21 protein-coding genes are annotated in these 20,503 nt (G+C 72.1%); 6 read left to right on the forward strand and 15 right to left on the reverse strand.

What is annotated here, in order from left to right:
• Positions 1-139 precede the first annotated feature (139 nt).
• From FHP06_RS07065 to FHP06_RS07095, 7 genes are all read right to left on the reverse strand, one after another.
• Positions 140-1,987, reverse strand: a complete 1,848-nt coding sequence (locus FHP06_RS07065; RefSeq protein ID WP_147685257.1) for a hypothetical protein — start codon at positions 1,985-1,987, stop codon at positions 140-142.
• 39 nt (positions 1,988-2,026) lie between these two features.
• Positions 2,027-2,443, reverse strand: a complete 417-nt coding sequence (locus FHP06_RS07070; protein WP_147685259.1) for a hypothetical protein — start codon at positions 2,441-2,443, stop codon at positions 2,027-2,029.
• On the reverse strand, positions 2,440-2,814 hold the full coding sequence (locus tag FHP06_RS07075; RefSeq protein ID WP_147685260.1) for a cupin domain-containing protein: 375 nt from the start codon (positions 2,812-2,814) through the stop codon (positions 2,440-2,442). The genes FHP06_RS07070 and FHP06_RS07075 overlap by 4 nt, the downstream gene beginning before the upstream one ends.
• 71 nt (positions 2,815-2,885) lie before the next feature.
• Positions 2,886-3,389, reverse strand: a complete 504-nt coding sequence (locus tag FHP06_RS07080; RefSeq protein WP_147685262.1) for an OsmC family protein — start codon at positions 3,387-3,389, stop codon at positions 2,886-2,888.
• A 44-nt stretch (positions 3,390-3,433) separates the two neighbouring features.
• Positions 3,434-5,128 carry a dihydroxy-acid dehydratase gene (gene ilvD, locus FHP06_RS07085; protein ID WP_147685264.1) on the reverse strand — a complete coding sequence of 565 codons (1,695 nt, stop codon included), beginning with the start codon at positions 5,126-5,128 and terminating at the stop codon, positions 3,434-3,436.
• A gap of 34 nt (positions 5,129-5,162) precedes the next feature.
• A complete protein-coding gene (locus FHP06_RS07090; RefSeq protein ID WP_147685266.1) occupies positions 5,163-5,873 on the reverse strand; it encodes a hypothetical protein in 711 nt (236 codons plus the stop codon).
• Positions 5,870-6,538, reverse strand: coding sequence for a SatD family protein (locus FHP06_RS07095; protein WP_230973455.1), 669 nt, complete (start codon positions 6,536-6,538; stop codon positions 5,870-5,872). Before FHP06_RS07095 ends, FHP06_RS07090 begins: the two co-directional genes overlap by 4 nt.
• Before the next feature lie 91 nt (positions 6,539-6,629).
• On the opposite strand from FHP06_RS07095, the gene FHP06_RS07100 reads away from it, so the two are divergent.
• From FHP06_RS07100 to FHP06_RS07110, 3 genes are read left to right on the forward strand one after another with little or no spacing between them, the layout of a single operon-like run.
• Entirely contained in the window at positions 6,630-7,481 is an 852-nt protein-coding gene (locus FHP06_RS07100) for an ATP-grasp domain-containing protein (protein ID WP_147685269.1), read from the forward strand.
• Positions 7,482-7,534: 53 nt separating this feature from the next.
• Complete coding sequence (locus FHP06_RS07105; RefSeq protein WP_187271827.1) at positions 7,535-8,425, forward strand: alpha/beta fold hydrolase; 891 nt, start codon at positions 7,535-7,537, stop codon at positions 8,423-8,425.
• Positions 8,426-8,456: 31 nt separating this feature from the next.
• The gene (locus FHP06_RS07110) at positions 8,457-9,368 is read left to right on the forward strand and encodes a DUF5995 family protein (protein ID WP_147685273.1); all 912 of its coding nucleotides are present in this window, start codon (positions 8,457-8,459) and stop codon (positions 9,366-9,368) included.
• A gap of 3 nt (positions 9,369-9,371) precedes the next feature.
• Here the strand turns inward: FHP06_RS07110 and gatB are convergent, their stop codons facing one another.
• Genes gatB through gatC form a run of 3 tightly spaced genes read right to left on the reverse strand, consistent with a single transcriptional unit; the run spans position 9,372 to position 12,690 of the window.
• The gene (gatB, locus tag FHP06_RS07115) at positions 9,372-10,877 is read right to left on the reverse strand and encodes an Asp-tRNA(Asn)/Glu-tRNA(Gln) amidotransferase subunit GatB (protein ID WP_147685275.1); all 1,506 of its coding nucleotides are present in this window, start codon (positions 10,875-10,877) and stop codon (positions 9,372-9,374) included.
• The gene (gene gatA, locus FHP06_RS07120; protein ID WP_147685276.1) at positions 10,874-12,382 is read right to left on the reverse strand and encodes an Asp-tRNA(Asn)/Glu-tRNA(Gln) amidotransferase subunit GatA; all 1,509 of its coding nucleotides are present in this window, start codon (positions 12,380-12,382) and stop codon (positions 10,874-10,876) included. The genes gatB and gatA overlap by 4 nt, the downstream gene beginning before the upstream one ends.
• Entirely contained in the window at positions 12,379-12,690 is a 312-nt protein-coding gene (gatC, locus tag FHP06_RS07125; RefSeq protein WP_147685278.1) for an Asp-tRNA(Asn)/Glu-tRNA(Gln) amidotransferase subunit GatC, read from the reverse strand. Before gatC ends, gatA begins: the two co-directional genes overlap by 4 nt.
• Before the next feature lie 62 nt (positions 12,691-12,752).
• On the opposite strand from gatC, the gene FHP06_RS07130 reads away from it, so the two are divergent.
• Complete coding sequence (locus tag FHP06_RS07130; RefSeq protein ID WP_187271828.1) at positions 12,753-13,502, forward strand: cutinase family protein; 750 nt, start codon at positions 12,753-12,755, stop codon at positions 13,500-13,502.
• 23 nt (positions 13,503-13,525) lie between these two features.
• The gene (locus tag FHP06_RS07135; RefSeq protein ID WP_147685282.1) at positions 13,526-14,359 is read left to right on the forward strand and encodes an alpha/beta fold hydrolase; all 834 of its coding nucleotides are present in this window, start codon (positions 13,526-13,528) and stop codon (positions 14,357-14,359) included.
• On the opposite strand, the gene FHP06_RS07140 is transcribed toward FHP06_RS07135, so the two are convergent.
• Together FHP06_RS07140 and ligA are read right to left on the reverse strand one after the other, a co-directional pair.
• Positions 14,337-14,897, reverse strand: a complete 561-nt coding sequence (locus FHP06_RS07140; RefSeq protein ID WP_147685284.1) for a dihydrofolate reductase family protein — start codon at positions 14,895-14,897, stop codon at positions 14,337-14,339. The genes FHP06_RS07135 and FHP06_RS07140 overlap by 23 nt on opposite strands.
• Positions 14,898-14,926: 29 nt before the next feature.
• A complete protein-coding gene (ligA, locus tag FHP06_RS07145) occupies positions 14,927-17,038 on the reverse strand; it encodes an NAD-dependent DNA ligase LigA (protein ID WP_147685286.1) in 2,112 nt (703 codons plus the stop codon).
• A 57-nt stretch (positions 17,039-17,095) separates the two neighbouring features.
• On the opposite strand from ligA, the gene FHP06_RS15955 reads away from it, so the two are divergent.
• Complete coding sequence (locus tag FHP06_RS15955) at positions 17,096-17,272, forward strand: hypothetical protein (protein ID WP_187271829.1); 177 nt, start codon at positions 17,096-17,098, stop codon at positions 17,270-17,272.
• Here the strand turns inward: FHP06_RS15955 and FHP06_RS07150 are convergent.
• Genes FHP06_RS07150 through FHP06_RS07160 form a run of 3 tightly spaced genes read right to left on the reverse strand, consistent with a single transcriptional unit; the run spans position 17,241 to position 20,496 of the window.
• A complete protein-coding gene (locus FHP06_RS07150; protein ID WP_230973436.1) occupies positions 17,241-18,200 on the reverse strand; it encodes a uroporphyrinogen decarboxylase/cobalamine-independent methonine synthase family protein in 960 nt (319 codons plus the stop codon). The genes FHP06_RS15955 and FHP06_RS07150 overlap by 32 nt on opposite strands.
• Positions 18,197-19,294 (reverse strand): tRNA 2-thiouridine(34) synthase MnmA, encoded by a 1,098-nt coding sequence (mnmA, locus tag FHP06_RS07155; RefSeq protein WP_147685288.1) that lies wholly within the window; start codon positions 19,292-19,294, stop codon positions 18,197-18,199. The genes FHP06_RS07150 and mnmA overlap by 4 nt, the downstream gene beginning before the upstream one ends.
• On the reverse strand, positions 19,291-20,496 hold the full coding sequence (locus FHP06_RS07160) for a cysteine desulfurase family protein (RefSeq protein WP_147685290.1): 1,206 nt from the start codon (positions 20,494-20,496) through the stop codon (positions 19,291-19,293). The genes mnmA and FHP06_RS07160 overlap by 4 nt, the downstream gene beginning before the upstream one ends.
• Positions 20,497-20,503 lie beyond the last annotated feature (7 nt).

A 20,503-nucleotide genomic window follows, 5' to 3' on the forward strand; every position in this document is an offset into this window, starting at 1 on the left:
TCCATGGTGGACCCTCGCTTCTGCATGAAAAAACCCCCCGGCCCTGAGGCATGCGGAGGGTGACGCGACAAGGTCGCGTCAGTCGGTTACGAGAAGCTGGTCGTGCACAGCGCCAGTCTCGTCTGTAGAGACAGCGTGGTCAAGTCGTGAGACGCGTCGTTCCAGCATGTGGATGACCGTCGGGCGACGTCCCGACGAGCGTCCAGGCCACCGGACGGTCCGGGTCCGGGTCGTACCGGCACGCCGAACCCGTCCGGACGCGTTCACGCAGGTGACGGGCAAGCACCGGGTCCACGGCCTCGAGCTTGTCGATCGCCGAGACGATCGCCTTCCGCACGGTGACCCGGGCGCGCTCCTGGCTCGACCCGACGACGCGGCGACGGCCGGCGAGCCCGGTCGCGGCGACGAGCTCGGTGAGGAGGGCGTCCCGCTCGTCCCGCAGCAGTGCCAGCCGCCCGGCGTCGGACCAGTCCTCCGCCTCCGCGATCTCGGCCTCGAGCTCGTCGAGACGACGTTTGTAGGCGGTCCGCGCCTGGTCGTCGAGCACCGGGCCGAGGTCGCCGGCATCGACCGAGCCGCTCGTCCCACCCGCGAGGTCCAGGGCTGCCACGTCGATTCCCGGTCGGCGCAGCAGCTCGTGGAGGTGCGCCAGTCCGCGCGTTGCCGGCACGGCCGCGGTCCGCCCCTCGGCGCCGACCAGCCAGGTGCCGCCGGCCTGCGGTGCCAGCGTCCAGGCGGTGCCGGCCGACGACGCCGGCCCGCTCGTGGCGGCGAGCCGGTCGTGCCACCACGACGCTCCGATCCGCTGGTAGGTCCGCAACGCGCGCTCGCGGCACGTGCGAGCGTCGTCGGCTTCCCCGAGCACGTCGTAGGCCCGGGACAAGGTGTCGTCGGTGACGCCGTGGAACATCACCGCGCCGGCATTCAGCACGGCGCGGCCGGCGTACGGCCCGAGCAGCTCCGCCACCTGGGCGACGGTGTCGGTGTCCCCCACGGCGAGCGCCACCTCGAGGGCCAGCTGCATCGTCTGCAGCCAGTTGACGTCGCGGGCCAGGTCGGCCAGGGCGGGTCCAGTGACGGCCGCCAGCAGCGGGGCTGCACGGTCGGGACGGCCTGCGCCGAGCCAGATGAGTGCCGCCTCGGTGTGGACGCCGGGAAGGCCCTCGTCGATCGCGAACTCCTCGACCACCGTCGCCACGGCCGTGCACGTGTCGGCGTCGCCACGCATCCAGGCGGAGAAGCCGTCCATCCCCGCGATGACCATCCAGCCGTCGGCCAGTCCCGCCTCGGCGACGGCGTCCTCGGCGATCGCCCGGAGCGTGGGCAGCGTGTCGAGCCGTCCGCGGAGGGCGTCGAGCATCGCCCGGCGGGTGGCCCCGAAGAACCGGGCGCGGGCGGAGTCCGCGCCGAGCCGCTCCACGGCGCGGAGGTGGCGGTGCATGGCGGGAAGGTCGAGCACCTCGCAGGCCACCTGGAACGCCCAGAGGTGAGCCCGGAGGCGCTGGTCCGGGTCCTCGACGTGGGCCGCGACGTCCCCGAGTCGCAGCGCCAGCTCACGCCGATCGTCGAGCTCGTCGGGTCCCCAGCGCGTCACGAGGGCCGCGTCGAGGCAGTCGACGAGCAGCAGGGGGTCGCCGGAGTCCTCCGCCAGCCGGGCGGCCTCCTCACCGAACGGCCTCGCCCGGGCCGGCTCCCCGGCGTACGACCAGCTCCGCGCCAGGGCGGCGGCCAACCGGGCACGGAGCGTCGGATCGGTGGTCCGGTCGTAGACCTGGTGGAGGTGGACGGGGACGGTCCCCGGCTCGGAGCCGAAGACCTGGGACTCGGCCGCCCGGAGCGCGGCGCGCGCCCACAGCTCGAGGTCGTCCTCAGCGCGCGCCAGGGCGATCGCCTCGTCGTACAACGCGCTCGCGTCGTCTCCCCGGCCGGCGGCGCGGGCCGCGTCGGCCCGATCGAGGAGATCGTCGACAGCCGGTGCGGGTGCCACGGCCACATCGTAGGACCGCGGCACCCGCCAGGGCTGAGATCACGGGCGGATCAGGGTGACCTGCTCGGCGTGCCTCCGGACGGCCTCCTCGTCCCAGTCGCCGGTGCAGTAGATCTTCAGCTCCTGGATCCGGCCGTCGACGAGGTCGGCCCGGAACGCCTCGTGGGCGCACCAGCTCTGGCCCTCGTGCTGCCAGCGCTCCTCGACCTCGAGCGCGAAGCCGCGGCTGGTCGGCTCCAGGCGCTCGACTCGCACCTCCCCCGGGTACGGGTGCTCGGTGCTGCGGATGGCGAGGGCATCGGTCACGTTGCCCGCCTGCAGCCGCCAGTGCGGGAACAGGACGTCGGCGAAGACGTCGTCGGCGAAGAGCCCGTCCGGAGCCGTCCCGGACTCCAGCCAGCGGATGAGCTTCTGCGCGACGGCCGGAGCTTCCACGAGATCGGCCGTGGTGCTCATGACGACACCGCCTCGAGGTTCTTCTCGACGACCGCCATGGTGGCCTCGAGCTCGTCGGTCGGGCTGAACTCGACCAGCGTCGTGCCGGCCGTCATCAGGGGCAGGTGACCCGGAGGGGCGTAGTAGGCGTCACCCTCGACGTACGTCTCCTCGTGGTCGGCCCAGCGGAACGTGATCTGGCCGCTGGTCACGACGCCCCAGTGACGGGACTGGCAGCGGTCGTCAGGCAGCCCGGCGAACAGCGGCGCGGGATCGACGTCCTGCTTGTGGGACTCGAACCCGACGGTGTAGCCGTCGAGCTCGGCGTAGCGGCCCTCGATGACGTCCTCGTCGACGGAGACCGGGGTGGTGGCGGGGTTGGCGCTCGGCATGATTCCTCCTGGTGGATGGGTGCTGACACCCAGGAGGCGTGAGGTCCGGCGTCACATCGTGACGCGACGCGTCACGACCGTGTGACCTCGAACGACGGCTGTGCGCCCAGCGACTGGGCGACCACGCAGTAGCGCTCGGTCAGCTCGCCGAGCTTGGCGAGCGTCGCGTCGTCGGCGTCGGTGTCGAGCTCGGCCCTGAGTCGCACGTCCTGCACGCCGACCGGCACCTCGCGGGAGACGCCCAGGGTGCCGCGGGCGTCGAAGCTGCCCTCGACGGTGAGCCGCGCTCCCCTGATCTCCACGTTCATCGCCGTGGCGACGCTGCGCATCGTGACGCCGGCACAGGCCAGCAGGGCCTGCAGCAGCATGTCGGCCGAGCACGCCTCGCTCCCGTCGCCGCCGGTGGCCGGGTGCAGCCCGGCGCGGACGGGACCGGCCCAGGTGTCGACGACACAGCTGACGCCCGGCGACTCGAAGGACCCGAGCGCCCGCAGCGGCGTCGCCGCGGTCGACGGGTCGTCCCGGTACTTCTGCTTCAGCGGCGCCTGGATCGCGCGCAGCGTGGATGCGTCCATGGCGTCAGCGTGGCACCGATGGACCCGGCCGACCAGGACTTGCCCTAGCCGCAGACGGCGCCGTCGGCCGCGGAGCTGACCAGCTTGCGGTACTTCGCGAGCACGCCGGACGTGTAGCGCGTGGGCAGCGGCTTCCAGCCCTCCTTGCGGCGAGCCAGCTCGTCGTCGTCGATCTCCACCTCGAGCGTCCGGTTGGCCATGTCGAGCGTGATCGGATCGCCGTCCGCCACGAACGCGATCGGGCCGCCGTCGACCGCCTCGGGCGCGACGTGCCCGACGCACAGACCGGTGGTGCCGCCGGAGAAGCGTCCGTCGGTGAGGAGCAGGACGTCCTTGCCGAGCCCCGCGCCCTTGATGGCGCCGGTGATCGCGAGCATCTCGCGCATGCCCGGGCCGCCCTTGGGGCCCTCGTACCGGATGACCACGACGTCGTTGGCGACGATCGTGCCGTCCTCCAACGCGTCCATGGCCGCCCGCTCGCCGTCGAAGACGCGGGCGGTGCCGCGGAAGACGTCGGAGTCGAACCCGGCGCTCTTGACGACCGCGCCGTCGGGCGCGAGCGAGCCGCGCAGGATGGTCAGGCCGCCGGTGCGGTGGATGGGGGCGTCGAGCGGACGAATGATGTCGCCGTCGAGGCCGAGGTCGATCTCGGCGAGGTTCTCGGCCATCGTGCGGCCGGTGACGGTGAGGCAGTCGCCGTGCATCAGGCCCGCGTCGAGCAGGGCCTTCATCACCACCGGGATGCCGCCGACGCGGTCGACGTCGTTCATCACGTAGCGGCCGAACGGCTTGAGGTCGCCGAGGTGCGGCACCTTGTCGCCGACCCGGTTGAAGTCGTCGAGGGTCAGGTCGACCTCGGCCTCGCGGGCGATGGCCAGCAGGTGCAGCACCGCGTTGGTGGATCCCCCGAGCGCCATGACGACGGTGATGGCGTTCTCGAACGCCTCCTTCGTCATGATGTCGCGCGCGGTGATGCCCTGGCGCAGCAGGCCTACGACGGCCTCGCCGGACTTCCGGGCGTACTCGTCGCGACGACGGTCGGGGGCGGGCGGTGCGGCCGAGCCGGGCAGGCTCATCCCGAGCGCCTCGGCGGCCGAGGCCATCGTGTTGGCGGTGTACATGCCGCCGCACGCGCCCTCGCCCGGGCAGATCGCTCGCTCGATCTTGTCGACCTCCTCACGCGTGATGAGGCCCTTGATGCAGGCGCCGACGGCCTCGAAGGCGTCGATGATCGTGACGTCCTTGCCGTCGACGTTGCCGGGCATGATCGAGCCGGCGTAGAGGAACACGCTGGCGAGGTCGAGACGGGCGGCGGCCATCAGCATGCCGGGCAGGCTCTTGTCGCAGCCCGCGAGCAGCACGGAGCCGTCGAGCCGCTCGGCCATCATCACGGTCTCGACGGAGTCGGCGATGATCTCGCGGCTGACCAGCGAGAAGTGCATGCCCTCGTGGCCCATCGAGATGCCGTCGGAGACGGAGATGGTGCCGAACTCCAGCGGGTAGCCGCCGGCGCCGTGGACGCCCTCCTTGGACGCCTTGGCGAGCCGGTCGAGCGAGAGGTTGCACGGCGTGATCTCGTTCCAGCTCGACGCCACGCCGATCTGCGGCTTCTCCCAGTCGTCGTCGCCCATGCCGACGGCGCGGAGCATGCCGCGAGCGGCGGCGCGCTCGAGGCCGTCGGTGACGTCGCGACTGCGCGGCTTGATGTCGACGGGCTGATCAGGGGTCTCACTCGCCATGCGCCAAGAGTACGACCGGCCCGGCGGAGCCCTCTCAGAGGAGCGGTACGAACACCAGCGCGGTGGCCCAGCTGACGAAGCTGCCGACCAGCACGTACTCGGCCCGGCTGCCGCCCGGGGTGTCGCGGGAGATCTCCGGGAACCGGAGGATGCCCTTGGCGGCGACGACGGCGCTCAGGGCTCCGTAGTGGCCGCCGAGGGCCATGGCCAGGATGAAGATCCGCTCGATCGGACCGAGGATGCGGCCGCCCTGCAGCGTCTTCTCGGTGGCGATGACGCTGGGCCCGGTGCCGATGAGCATCAGCCGCACGATGATGTTCGCGGACTCGACGAGGAAGACGAAGCAGGCCGCCGCGAGGACGAAGTGCTCGACGTCGACGCCCTGCAGCGCGGCGAGCTCGAGGTCGTCGTACCAGCGCACCAGCCAGCCGTCGTCGCCGATCCCGGGCTGGGGCACGGCCAGGGCGGCGAGGGCGACGGCGATGAGGCCGGCGACGGGCCACGGCCGGTCGGTGCGCACGATGCCGACGGGCGTGAGCGCCATCCACGCGGCGAGCACGACGAGCCCGATCGGCACGAGGGCCCAGGAGGCCGCGCCGAGGTCGAGGCCCCAGACCAGCAGCACGAGGGTGAGGACGCCGGCCACGGCCCCGCGGGCCGCCTCGGCGCGCGTGGACGCGCGGTCCTCCGGCCGCACGAGGTCGGCGGTGCCGAGGGTGGCCAGCAGCAGGGTCAGGAGGATCACGACGTGCTCCCGGCGAGAAGCTCGTCCGCGGCCAGGACGGAGAACGCGCCCGCGCGACGCAGGCTCTGCGAGACGGCCGACGCCGAGATCCGCTCCTCGGCAGCGAGGTCCTTCTGCGTGCGACCGCGCAGGAGCCCGAGCACGAGGCGGCGCTGGCGCGCGTCGAAGCGGGTCACGAGATCGTCCCGGCAGAGCAGGAACGCGTTGACCAGCGGGACGTCGATCTCAGGTGTGTCATCGCGGTCCCCCGGTTCGTGCACCTCGAGCCACGTGCGCAGGCGCTTGGTCTGACCGCCCTCGCGGCGCTTGGCCTCGACGATGGCGTCACGGGCCGCCCACCAGGCCGGCCCGTCCTGGGTCAGACCGTAGTCGCTGCTGCCGACGATCTCGAGGCTCCCGACGCCGATCCCGCAGCGCGTGTCGAGGTCGCCCGCGAGCGCCAGCCGGACCACCAGGGCGGCCCGGGCGGCCGTCGCGACGTCGGGGTACACGCCCTGGAACTCGTCGCCGACCGTGGGCGCCAGGGGCTGGACCGCGGGGACGACCTCGTTGGCGACGCCGAGCGCCGCGATCAGCTGCTCCTGGGCGACCGCCCGCGACGGGTGACGTCGGGAGCCCACCAGGTCGCCGATCAGCGCCACCTGGAGTGAAGTCTCTGCCTTCATCGCCACGTAGTGAAGAATATAGCTTTATTTAAGTCTGATCAAGCCCTGGGCTTCATGTGGCGCGGCCCGCGGCGCCTCCTACAGTGACCGTGTGACCATCGCACTCGCCACCGGACGCCCCTACGCCGCGGTCGACACCGACCTCCCCCTGCTGCTCGACGCGGCCCGACGCCACGACGTTCCCGCCGAGGTCGCCGTCTGGGACGATCCCGCTGTCGACTGGGACGGCTACGACCTGGTGCTGGTGCGGTCGTGCTGGGACTACGTGCTGCGCCGCGACGACTTCCTGACCTGGGCCGCCGGCCTGGGACCCAAGATCGCGAACCCGCCCGAGGTGCTGCGCTGGAACACCGACAAGACCTACCTGCGCCAGCTGGCCGAGTCCGGCGTCCCGGTGATCGACACCCGGTGGGACGTCCGCACCGGCGACCCCCTGCCGGACGCCGCCGAGTGGGTGGTCAAGCCGTCCATCTCGGCCGGCTCGCGCGACACCGCCCGGTGGAGCGACCCCGCCGACGTCTACGCCCACAGCGAGGAGCTCCAGGCGGCCGGGCGCACGGTCATGGTGCAGCCGTACATCGAGTCGGTCGACACCGAGGGTGAGACCGCGATGCTGTTCCTCGGCGGCCGGTTCTCGCACGCGATCCGCAAGGGGCCGCTGCTCGAGCGCGGCGAGGGCGTGCGTCAGGACCGCGACAGCCGGGAGGTCATCACGCCGCGCGCCCCGACGGCCGTCCAGCACGAGGTCGCGGACCAGGTGCTGGCCGCGCTGCCGCCCGAGCTCGGGTCGGCCGCCGACCTCGCCTACGCCCGCGTCGACCTGGTGACCGGGCCCGACGGGCCCGTGCTGATCGAGCTGGAGCTCACCGAGCCGAGCCTGTTCCTCGACCACGCCGAGAACGGCGCGGACCTGCTGATCACGGCAGTGGCCGGCGCCGCCTGACCCGGCAGGGGCGCATTGCGGCGCTCTCCCGGCACCGTGGACAATCTGCGCTTGTGACCAGCGACCGCACCCCGCTCATCCGGTACCACGACGTGGAGAGCGCCGACGGCACCCGCATCCGCGCGTGGACGAACGACGCGGAGGGCCCCACGGTGCTGCTGAGCAACGGCCTCGGCACCAACCCGCACGCCTGGCCGTCGCTGCTGCGTCCCGACTGCGGTGTCCGGGTCGTCGGCTGGAACCATCGCGGCGTCAGCGGATCGGAACGACCGCGCAGCCGTCGCGTCGACCTCGACTCCTACGTCGAGGACGCGCTCGCCGTGATGGACGACGCCGGCATCACCTCGGCCGTGGTCCCTGCGTGGTCAGCCGGAGTGACCGTGGCGTTCGAGCTGGCCAACCGTCACCCGGAGCGCGTCGACGGGATCCTGGCCGTGGCCGGCGTCCCCGGCAACACGTTCGGCACGATGCTGGCCCCGCTGCACGTCCCCGGGCCGATCGCCAAGCGGATCATGGTCGGGCTCTCGTACACGGGCCTGGTCGGCGGCCGGGCCATCGGCCTCGTCTCACGGAACATCCCGTGGACGAACGCCGTCACGAACATGCTGCGCCGCACCCGGCTGATCAATCCGAACGCCGACACCGAGGAGCTCCGCGCGCTCATGCAGGAGTTCTGCACCACGGACCCGCGCTGGTACGCCCACCTCGCGATGGACGTCTCGCGCCACTCCCGCGTCTCGCTGTCGAAGATCGACGTGCCGGTGACGTTCGTGGCCGGCCGCTGGGACGTGCTCACCGGATCCGGGGCCATGCGCACGGCGTCGGAGCGGATCGAGGGGTCGCGGTTCGTCGAGCTCGACGCCACGCACTTCATCCCCGTGGAGTTCCCCGACACCGTGCTCGAGGAGCTCCACCTGCTGCTCGAGCGGGTCGGCGCCTCGTAACCAGGCCGCGCACGGTCTCGTTACACGTTCCATGCGTCGTCTCGTCGCCGTCCTGTCCGTCACTACCGCGCTGACCCTGGCCGGGCTGGCACCCGCCGCGGCCGACAACATCCTGGCTCCGCTGGAGGACCCGGTCATCGGGCTGCTGCCACCGCGGCCGGCGCCCTACACGCCGTACTCGGGCGACGTCTGCGTCGACGGCTCGCCGACGTGCATCGACGACACCATCGACGAGATGCAGCAGCGGCTGGACGTCTTCGCCGCCCAGTGCGACCACGACGCGATCTTCTCGCTGGCGTACCTGCGGGTGACCGAGAACGTGAAGGACGCGATCGCCACCGGCGTCTTCACCGACCGGGTGTGGCTGCGCCAGCTCGACGCCGACTTCGCCGAGTACTACTTCGACACCATGGACGCCTGGAACTCCGGCGACCCGGCCCGCCAGGCCACCGTGCCCGAGGCGTGGCGGATCGCGCTGAAGGCGTCGGACGACCAGTCCATGACGGCCCTCGGCGACTTCCTGCTGAACATGAACGCGCACATCAACCGCGACTTCTCCTTCGCCCTGGCCGACGCCGGCCTGACCGGCCAGGACGGCGTCTCGCACAAGCGGGACCACAACGCGTACAACCGCCGGCTCGACGGCATCTACGAAGGGTTCTTCGCCGAGGTGGCCGCCCGGTTCGACCCGCACTTCGACGACATCGACGTCGGTCCGGTCGACGAGACCGCCGCCGGAGCGATCATGCGCGGCTGGCGCGAGATGGTCTGGCGCAACGCCGAGAAGCTGGTGCTCGCCAGGACGCCGGCCCAGCGCGCCCGCGCCGCGAAGACGATCGAGAACTACGCGACGGCGCAGGCACGCGTCATCCGGCGCATCTTCATCGCCGGGCCGGTGATGAAGCAGACGCGCGCCGACTGGTGCGCGACGCACCACGGCTGACGATCAGGCCAGCTTCTCCAGGATCAGCTCGCGGACGCGGGCGGCGTCGGCCTGGCCGCGCATGTCCTTCATGACGGCGCCGATGAGCGCGCCGGCCGCCTGCACCTTGCCGTCGCGGATCTTCTGGGCGACGTCGGGGTTGGCCTCGATCGCGCGGTCGACGGCCTCGCCGAGCGCGCCCTCGTCGGACACGACCTCCAGTCCGCGGGCGGAGACGACCTCCTCCGGCGTGCCCTCGCCGGCGAGGACACCCTCGAAGACGTCGCGGGCCAGCTTGTCGTTGATCCGGCCGGCGTCGATCAGAGCCTGGATGCCGGCGACCTGCTCGGGCGAGATGGCGAGCGCGTCGAGGTCGACGCCCTGCTCGTTGGCGCGCCGGGCGAGCTCGCCGAGCCACCACTTGCGGGCCACCTGCGGCGACGCGCCGGCATCGATCGTGGCGGCGACGAGCTCGAGCGCGCCGGCGCCGACGGTGTCGCGCATGTCGAGGTCGCTGAACTCCCACTCCTGCTGGAGCCGCTTGCGGCGGGCGGACGGCTGCTCGGGCAGCGTGCCCCGCAGCTCCTCCACCCAGTCGCGCGGCGGCGCGACAGGCGCGAGGTCCGGCTCCGGGAAGTAGCGGTAGTCCTCGGCGTCGGACTTCTCCCGACCAGGCGACGTGGTGCCGTCGCTCTCGTGGAAGTGCCGGGTCTCCTGCACGACCTTCTTGCCGGCGTCGAGGATGCCGGCGTGCCGGCTGATCTCGTAGCGCACGGCGCGCTCGACCGACCGGAACGAGTTGACGTTCTTGGTCTCCGAGCGGGTGCCGAGCTCGTGGCTGCCCAGCGGCTTGAGGGACAGGTTCACGTCGCAGCGCAGCGAGCCCTGGTCCATGCGGACGTCGGAGACGCCGAGACCACCGATCAGGTCGCGCAGGTGAGCGACGTAGGCGCGGGCGACGGACGCGGCCTTCTCCCCCGGTACCTCGATGGTCTTGGTGACGATCTCGATGAGCGGGATGCCGGCGCGGTTGAAGTCGACCAGCGAGTGGTCGGCGCCGTGGATGCGGCCGGTGGCGCCGCCGACGTGCAGCGACTTGCCGGTGTCCTCCTCCATGTGCGCGCGCTCGATCTCGATGCGGTACGTCTCGCCGTCTTGCCCCTCGTCGGACAGAGTGACCTCGGTCCAGCCGTCGTACGCGATGGGCTCGTCGTACTGCGACGTCTGGAAGTTCTTCGGCATGTCCGGGTAGAAGTAGTTCTTCCGCGCGAAGCGGCACCACGCGGCGATCTGGCAGTTCAGCGCCAGGCCGATGCGGATCGCGGACTCGACGGCCTTGCCGTTGACGACCGGCAGGGCGCCGGGAAGGCCGAGGCACACCGGGCAGACCTGCGTGTTGGGCTCGGCACCGAACGTGGTGGCGCAGCCGCAGAACATCTTGGAGACGGTGTTCAGCTCGACGTGCACCTCCAGGCCCATCACGGGCTGGTAGCGAGTCAAGGCCTCGTCGACGTCGACCAGTGTGCTCATCGGGCCACCTCCAGCTCGGGTGCGCGGTCGAGGATGGGGCCACCCCACTGCTCGTGCAGCAGCCGCTCCAGCGCGGCACCGACGTTGTAGAGCCGCTCGTCAGCCATCGCGGGGGCCAGGAACTGGATGCCGGTGGGCAGCCCGTCCGAGGCCAGGCCCGACGGCAGCGAGAGTCCCGGCACACCGGCGAGGTTGGCCGGGATGGTGGCGACGTCCTGCAGGTACATCGCGAGCGGGTCGTCGAGCTTGTCGCCCAACGGGAACGCCGTGGTGGGCGACGTGGGCGACACCAGGACGTCGACCTGCTGGAACGCGGTCTCGAAGTCGCGCGCGATCAGCGTCCGCACCTTCTGCGCGGAGCCGTAGTACGCGTCGTAGTAGCCGCTGGACAGCGCGTACGTGCCCAGGATGATGCGGCGCTTGACCTCGTCGCCGAAGCCGGCGTCGCGGGTGGCGGCCATGACCTGCTCGGCGCTCGGGTCGTCGACGCCGTCGGGCCGGACCCGGATGCCATAGCGCATCGCGTCGAAGCGGGCGAGGTTGCTGCTCGCCTCGCTCGGCAGGATCAGGTAGTACGCCGCGAGGGCGTGCTCGAAGCTCGGGCAGGAGACCTCGACGACCTCGGCACCGGCGCCCTCGAGCAGGGCGAGCGCCTCGGTGAACCGGGCGCTGACGTCGGCCTGGAAACCTTCGCCGCCGAGCTCACGGACCACGCCGATGCGCAGTCCCTGCACGTCGGCGCGACGCGCCGCGTCGACCACCGCGGGGACCGGGCCCTCGATGCTGGTGGAGTCGCACGGGTCGTGACCGGCGATGACCTCGTGCAGGAGGGCCGCGTCGAGCACGGAGCGGGTGACCGGGCCGGCCTGGTCGAGACTGCTGGCCAGGGCGATGAGGCCGTAGCGGGAGACGCCGCCGTACGTGGGCTTCACGCCGACGGAGCCGGTCATGGCGGCGGGCTGACGGATGGAGCCGCCGGTGTCGGTGCCGACGGCCAGCGGCGCCTGGAACGCGGCGACCGCCGCCGCCGAGCCGCCGCCGGAGCCGCCGGGGATGCGCGCGGTGTCCCACGGGTTGCGGGTGGGGCCGTAGCCGGAGTGCTCGGTGGACGAGCCCATGGCGAACTCGTCCATGTTGGTCTTGCCGAGGATCGGCAGGCCGGCCGCCTTCAGCCTCTTGGTGACGGTGGCGTCGTACGGCGGGACCCAGCCCTCGAGGATGCGGGAGCCGGCCGTGGTGGGCAGGCCCTTGGTGGTGATGACGTCCTTGACCGCGACGGGGACGCCGGCGAGCGGGTGCACCTCGTCGCCGGCCGCACGCCGGGTGTCGGCCTCGCGGGCGGTGGCCAGGGCCCCGTCCGCGTCGACGTGCAGGAACGCGTGGATGGCGTCGTCCGTCGCACCGATCCGGTCGAGGTGCGCCTGGGTGACCTCGACGGAGGAGATCTCGCCGGCGGCCAGACGGTCGGCCAGCTCGGCGGCGGTGCTGCGCAGCACGTCGGTCATGACTCCTCCCCCAGGATCTTCGGGACGAGGAACCGCTGCTCCTCGCGCTCCGGGGCTCCCGCGAGCGCCTCCTCGGGAGCCAGGCTCGGCACGACCTCGTCGGCACGGAACACGTTGCTCACCGGGATGGGGTGACTCATGGGCGTGACGTCGTCACCGGCGGCCTGCTGCACGACGGCGACGTGCTCGAGGATCGCCGGGAGCTCGGTGGCCAGGTGGTCGAGCTCGTCGTCGCTCAGGGAGATGCGCGCGAGGTCGGCCAGGTGGGCGACGTCGGCGCGCGTGATACCCGATACGGGTTCAGTCATGCAGGTTCCTTGCCAGGTGGACGGCGGACCGCACAAGTCTAGTAACCAGGGATGATGGGCCGGTGCCCTCCTCCCTCCGGTCCCTCGCGGCCCTCCTGCTCACCGCGGGACTGCTCGCGGGGTGCGACCGCGCGACCTCCTCGCCGGAGCAGAAGGCCGCCCACCTCACCTCCGAGCGCTGTGCCGACCTCGTGGTGATCGGCGCCCGCGGTCAGGCGCAGACCGCGAAGAACGTCGGCGGCGAGATCATCGCGACCACCACGGCGCTCGTCGACGCACTGCCCGACGGGACCTCGGTCCGGCTCGAGGGCCTCCGGTACGACGCCTCGATCACCGAGTCCGACGCCGAGTACGAGCGCCACGAGGTCGACGGCGCGCGCCGGCTGGTGGACCGGATCGACGAGCTGGCCGACGCCTGCCCGCGCTCACGGCTCGTGCTGATCGGCTTCAGCGCCGGCGCCGAGGTGGTGCACCGCGCCGTTGCCGACCTCACCGAGGCCGGACCGGTCGCCGTCGCCGCGATGATCGGCGACCCGCTCCGCAACCCGGACGACCGGATCACGGACGAGTCCTACGGCACCGGCCGCCCCGAGTACCCGGGCTACGTCGGCCGCGGCGAGCCGGTCTCCCCCGCTCTGCGCGACCGGACGATCACGTTCTGTGTCATGGGCGACGAGGTGTGCTCCTCCCCCGAGCCGGCGCGGTCGGTCGAGCAGTCCCGCCGTCACAAGGAGTTCTACGAGCAGCCCGAGCACGCGAGGGAGACCGCGCGGGTCATGGTCGATGTGCTGGATCACACCCTGAAGCCCTAGGGATCTTCTGCCAGAGTGCTGGCATGACCCGACTGACCGAGTACAGCCGTGGACCGCACACGTTCGACGTCATCGACGCCGGGCCCGAGGACGGGACGCCCGTCGTGCTGCTGCACGGCTTCCCGCAGCGCGCCACCTGCTGGGACGCCGTGGCGCCGTTGCTGCACCAGGCCGGTGCCCGGACCTACGCACCGGACCAGCGCGGGTACTCGCCCCGGGCCCGGCCGAGGAGCCGGTTCTCCTACCGCGTCGGCGAAGTCATCGACGACGCGAAGGCGCTGATCGACCAGGTCGGGCAGCCCGTGCACGTCGTCGCCCACGACTGGGGGGCCATGGTCGGGTGGGGACTCGCCGCGCGCTACCCGGAGGTGGTCCGCTCGCTGACGGCCGTGTCCGTCGGACACCCCGCCGCCTTCATGCGCTCGATGCTGCGCAGCACCCAGGGTCTGAAGTCGTACTACATGGCGCTGTTCCAGCTCCCGTTCGTCACCGAGTGGCTGCTCAGCCGTCGTGGTGGTCTCGGCGAGCGGCTGCTCCGCAACGCGGGGATGTCCCGCGAGATGCTCGACACCTACTTCACGGAGATCGTCGAGGACGGCGCGCTGCGCGGCGGACTGGGCTGGTACCGGTCCCTGCCGATCTCCCTGCGAGGCGACTACTTCCGCCGCGTCTCCGTGCCGACGACGCTGCTGTGGAGCACGAACGACGTCGCGCTCGGCCGCAAGCAGGCCGAGCTGACCCGCGACTTCGTCACCGGGCCGTACGAGCTCGTCGAGATGGACGGCGCGAGCCACTGGATCCCGGACCAGGAGCCGAAGCAGCTCGCCGAGGTGATCATCGCCCGGGCGGCCCTGTGAGCACGGTCGGCACGTACTCGACCATCTGGGTGCCGCCGTCGAACGTGCGGTGGTCCACCATCTCGAGCGCGACATCGGGATAGCCGTCATAGATCCGCTCGCTCCCGGTGGCGCCGGTGATCACCGGGAAGATCACGACGCGGAACCGGTCGGCGAGGCCGGCGCTCAGGAACGACCGGGACAGCGCCACGCTGCCGATCGTGGAGTAGGACTCGGAGCCCTCGGCCTTCAGCGCGCGCATCGCCTCGACGGCGTCGCCGCGGACCAGTCGGGTGTTCGGCCAGGTCAGCGGCTCTTTCAGGCTGTTCGAGAAGGCGATCTTCTGCATGTCGGCGAGGACGTCCGTGCCGGGCTCGCCGTCCGCGGCGAACCCGGACATCACCCGATAGGTCGTCGCGCCCATCACCAGCGTGCGCTCGGGCTGCTCCTCGAGCCACGCGAAGTACTCCGGGCCTTCCAGTCCCCACCAGCCGGGCCAGCCCTCGGCGGCTCCGTACCCGTCGAGCGACGTGATGAAGTCGATGATCAGCTCGGACATGTTCGGTCCCCCTCCGACTGGTCCCGACCTTACGGCCCGTTCTCCAGGAGGTCCACGAAGCCGGCCTCGTCGAGGATCGGCACGCCGAGCTGCTCGGCCTTGTCGGCCTTCGAGCCGGGCGAGTCGCCGACGACGACGTAGTCGGTCTTCTTCGACACCGACCCGGACGCCTTGCCGCCACGGGTGATGATCGCCTCCTTGACCGAGTCGCGGGTGAAGTCCTGCAGCGAGCCGGTGACGACGAGAGTCAGCCCCTCGAGCGTCCGTGGCGTGGACTCGTCGCGCTCGTCCTCCATCCGGACGCCCGCGGCCGCCCAGGCGTCGACGATGTCGCGGTGCCAGTCGACGGTGAACCACTCGACGACGGCCTCGGCGATGGTGGGCCCGACGCCGTCGACGTCGGCCAGCTGCTCGACCGTGGCGTTGCGGATCAGCTCCATGGAGGCGAAGTGCGTGGCCAGGGCTCGGGCCGCGGTGGGGCCGACGTGCCGGATCGAGAGGCCGACGAGCACGCGCCACAATGGCTGCGCCTTGGCCTTCTGGAGGTTGTCGAGCAGCGCCCGGCCGTTGGTGCTGAGCACCCGGTCGCCCGCTGCGCTGATCTGCCGCCCACGGCCCGGCGCCCCCGCCGCTGCCTCCTTCTCGGCCTTCTTCGCGGCGCGCGTGTAGAGCGGGACGGTGAGCAGCTGCTCCTCGGTGAGCGCGAACAGTCCGCCCTCGTCGGTGAGCACGCCCGCGTCGAGCAGCGCCGTGGCGCCCTCCCAGCCGAAGACCTCGATGTCGAACGCGCCGCGCCCGCCGACGTGGGTGAGCCGCTCGCGCAGCTGCGACGGGCACGAACGGGTGTTGGGGCAGCGGATGTCCGCGTCGCCCTCGCGGGACGGGGCGAGCGTGGTGCCGCACGACGGGCACTCGGTGGGCATGACGAACTCGCGCTCGCTGCCGTCGCGCAGGGCGACCACCGGCCCGACGATCTCCGGGATGACGTCGCCGGCCTTGCGCAGCACGACCATGTCGCCGATCAGGACGCCCTTGCGCTTGACCTCGTGCTGGTTGTGCAGCGTGGCCATCTCGACCGTGGACCCGGCGACGCGGATGGGCTCCATGACGCCGTACGGCGTGACGCGACCGGTGCGGCCGACGTTGACCCGGATGTCGAGCAGCCGGGTGTTGACCTCCTCCGGCGGGTACTTCCAGGCGATGGCCCAGCGTGGGGCCCGGGACGTGGAGCCCAGACGACGTTGGAGATCGACCTCGTCGACCTTGACGACGACGCCGTCGATCTCGTGGATGACGTCGTGCCGGTGCTCGCCGTAGTACTCGATGAACTCCTCGACGGCCTTGAGGTCGGGCACGACCTTGGCGCGGTCGCTGGTGGGCAGGCCCCAGGCCTTGAGCGCGTCGTACGCCTCCGACTGCCGGGTCGGGCTGAAGCCCTCGCGGTAGCCGATGCCGTGACAGACCATCGACAACGGCCGGCTCGCAGTGACCGACGCGTCCTTCATGCGCAGCGACCCGGCGGCGGCGTTGCGCGGGTTGGAGAACGGCGTCTTGCCGGACTCCGCCCAGGCCGTGTTGAACTCCTCGAACGCCTCGGTGGGGAAGAACACCTCGCCGCGGATCTCGACGTACGCGGGGACCGGGTACTTCTTCGAGGCCTTGAGGCGCTCGGGGATCGCGTCGATGGTGCGGACGTTGTTGGTGACGTCCTCGCCGACGCGTCCGTCGCCGCGCGTGACCCCGCGCGTGAGCCGGCCGTCCTCGTAGGTGAGGGAGATGGCGAGACCGTCGACCTTCAGCTCGCACAGGAAGTCGGCCTTCTCGGCGCCGTCGCGGACGAGGCGGGCGTGCCAGGACTCGAGCTCCTCGGTGCTGAACGCGTTGTCCAGGCTCATCATCCGCTCGCGGTGCTCGTACGGCTCGAACGTGGACGAGAGGGCGCCACCGACCTGCTGGGAGGGCGAGTCGGGCGTGCGCAGCTCGGGGAGCTGCTCCTCCAGGTCCTGCAGCTCGCGCATGAGCGCGTCGTACTCACCGTCGGAGATCGTGGGCGCGTCGTCGCGGTGGTAGCGCTGCCGGTGCTCGTCGATCTCCTCCGCCAGCTCCTTGTGCCGCTGCCGGATCTCGTCCTCTCCCGCCATGCGTCGACCTTATCGGCGTGCTACGACGTTGGTGCGAGTCGACGAAGGGAGATGTCCGTGCGTGACTTCTGGGCCGAGGCCGTCGGGGTGGTCCTGATCGCCGTCGGGGTGGCGATCGGCGCTGTCACGTACGGCGATGCGTGGAAGACGCTGGTCGCGGCCGTCGTGATCGTGGTCGGGGTCGGCTGCTTCCGCTACGGGATCACGCGGCGGAGGCGCGCTCGGCGAGCGTGAGCGCGGTCCGGGCCCAGGCCGGCGAGGCGCCGGCCAGCCCGCAGGACGGAGTGACGACGAGGCGGTCGGCCAGGCCCTCGGCGTCGAAGCCGAGCCGTGCGAAGAACGCCTCGACGCGCTGACGCACGTCGCGCTCCGACGCCTGACCGTCGACGGACGGCACCGCTCCAGGCCACAGGTCGACCCCGGCCTCCAGCGCCTCGGCCCAGACGTCGGCCGGGGCGGCGAGGGTGAGGTCGAACGAGAGCGCCGTGAAGCCTGCGCCGGCGAGCAGCGCGACCGGGACGTCGGGGGCGCAGCAGTGGGTGACGGGCCGGGCGCCGCCATCGGTGATCGCGGTGGTGAGGAGCCGCAGCAAGGCGTCGGCCTCGGGGGCGTCGACGCTGCGGTGCCGCCCGAACCCGCTCGCGGTGGGGACGGCGGCGGCGAGCACCGACGGGAGCATCGGCTCGTCGACCTGGACGACCAGCTCGGCGTGGGGCACGCGTCGGTGCAGGTCAGCGACGTGCGCGCGAAGACCTTCGGCCAGGGACTCCGCGAGCTCGCGGCGGGCGCCGTGGTCGCCGAGGACCTTGTCGCCGCGCGGGCGCTCGACCAGCGCGGCGAGCGTCCAGGGTCCGGCGACCTGCTGCTTCACGACGCCGTCGTGCTCCTGCAGCTGCTCCTCGACGACGTCGAGGTCCTGCGCGAGCAGCGACCGGGCGCGGCGCTGGTCGCGGCCCTCATGATCGACGAGCCGCCACCCCGCGGGCTGCAGGTCGGCGCCGAGCGAGTCCAGCAGGCCGAGGGACCGGCCGACCATGGCGGCGTGCGCTCCCCGCGCCGGCAGCTCGGGGATCGCGACCAGGCCACCGGTCTCCCCGACGACCACGCGCAACGACTCGGCGTAGTCCTCGCCGGGCATCGACCCGACGCCGGCGCCGGTCACGCGGTCGTCAGCCGGCGGGTGCGGGCGATGGTGGCGGAGCCGACGACCCGGGTGCCGTCGTAGATCACGCAGGCCTGGCCGGGGGCGATGCCGAACGCCGGGTCGCGCAGCTCGACCTGGACCGTTCCGGTGGCTTCGACAAGCTCAACCACCGCCACGTGCTCGTCGCCGTGGGCACGGAGCTGGACCGTGCCCTCCAGGCGGCCGTCCGGTGCGGCTCCGGCCCACAGCGGGCGGATGCACTCCAGCGCGTCGACGCGGAGCTGCTCGCGCGGGCCGACGGTCACCGTTCCGCTCACCGGCTCGATGTCGAGGACGAAGCGGGGCTTGCCGTCGTCGGCCGGGACGCCGAGCCGCAGGCCGCGACGCTGGCCGATGGTGAACGCGTACGCGCCGTCGTGCTCCCGCAGCACCTCGCCGTCCTCGTCGACGACGGTGCCCGGACGCGGGCCGAGCTTGTCGCGCAGCCAGCCGGCGTTGTCACCGTCGGCGACGAAGCAGATGTCGTGGCTGTCCGGCTTGTGCGCGACGGTCAGGCCGCGGCGCTCCGCCTCGGCGCGCACGGCCGGCTTGTCGGTGTCACCGAGCGGGAAGTGCGAGTGCGCCAGCTGCTCCTGGGTGAGCACGCCGAGCACGTACGACTGGTCCTTGCCTGCGTCGATCGCTCGATGCATCTCGACCTCGCCGGACGCACCCTCGCGCAGCTGGGCGTAGTGCCCGGTGACGACGCCGTCGAACCCGAGCGCGAGTGCCCGGTCGAGCACCGCGGCGAACTTGATCTTCTCGTTGCAGCGCAGGCACGGGTTCGGCGTGCGGCCGGCCTCGTACTCGGCGACGAAGTCGTCCACGACGGCGTCGGCGAACTCGTCGCTCATGTCCCAGACGTAGAACGGGATGCCGAGCACGTCGGCGGCGCGCCGGGCGTCGCCGGCGTCCTCGATCGAGCAGCAGCCGCGGGCCCCGGACCGGTACGAGCGGGGGTTGCGGCTCAGGGCCAGGTGGACGCCGGTGACGTCGTGGCCGGCGTCGACGGCACGCGCCGCGGCCACGGCGGAGTCGACCCCGCCGGACATCGCCGCGATCAAGCGACTCATGAGGCGTCCCGGACGAGCGAGGCCGCCCGAGCGCGGGCGTGCACGCCGGGCAGCGCGGCGATCAGGGCGTCCACGTCGGCCTCGGTGGACGAGTGGCCCAGGCTGAACCGGAGCGACCCGCGCGCCGCCACGTCGTCGTAGCCCATGGCCAGCAGCACGTGGCTGGGCTGGGGCACGCCGGCGGCGCACGCGGAGCCGGTGGAGCACTCGATGCCCTGCGCGTCGAGGAGCATCAGCATCGCGTCACCCTCGCAGCCGGGGAAGGTGATGTGCGCGATGTTCGGCAGGCGGTGGTCCGGACCGGGCTCGGGGTCGCCGTTGACGATCGCGTCCGGGACGACGCGACGCACGCCGTCGACCAGGCGCTGGCGGAGCCGCTCGATCCGCTCGACGTCCTGGGCCTGCCGCCGGACGGTGATCTGCAACGCCGTGGCGAACGCGGCGATGAGCGGGACGCCGATGGTGCCGGAGCGGAGGTCGCGCTCCTGGCCGCCACCGTGCATGAGCGGCGTGGGCTCGATCTCGCGCTTGATGACGAGGGCGCCGATGCCGACGGGCCCGCCGAGCTTGTGCGCGGTGACGGTCATGGCGTCGAGGCCGGACGCGGCGAAGTCGAGCGGGACGTAGCCCGCGGCCTGCACGGCGTCGCTGTGCACCGGGATGCCGTGGGCCTGCGCGATGGCGACGACCTCGTCGATCGGCTGGATCGTGCCGAGCTCGTTGTTGGCCCACATGGTCGTGACGGCGGCGACGGACGCGGGGTCGCGGTCGACCGCCTCGCGCAGCGCGTCGATGACGATGCGGCCCTCCCGGCAGACCGGCGTGGTGTCGATGCGCGCGCCCTCGTGGGTGGCGAGCCAGGTGACCGGGTCGAGCAGCGCGTGGTGCTCGATCGCGCTGAACACGATGCGGTCGCGTGCCGGGTCGGCGGCGCGACGCGACCAGAACAGGCCCTTGATGGCCAGGTTGTTGGCCTCCGTGCCGCCGGAGCAGAACACGACCTCGCTCGGCCGGGCACCCAGGCACTCGGCGATGACCTCGCGCGACTCCTCGACGGTGCGCCGCGCGGCGCGTCCGGAGGTGTGCAGGCTGGAGGCGTTGCCGATGCGGCCGAGCTCCTCGGTCATCACGGCGATCGCCTCGGGCCACATCGGCGTCGTGGCCGCGTGGTCGAGGTAGACGGTGGTGCCCGAGTCGTTCATCGCTCAA

The sequence above is a fragment of the Aeromicrobium terrae genome, assembly GCF_008039565.1.
Taxonomy (GTDB): domain Bacteria; phylum Actinomycetota; class Actinomycetes; order Propionibacteriales; family Nocardioidaceae; genus Aeromicrobium; species Aeromicrobium terrae.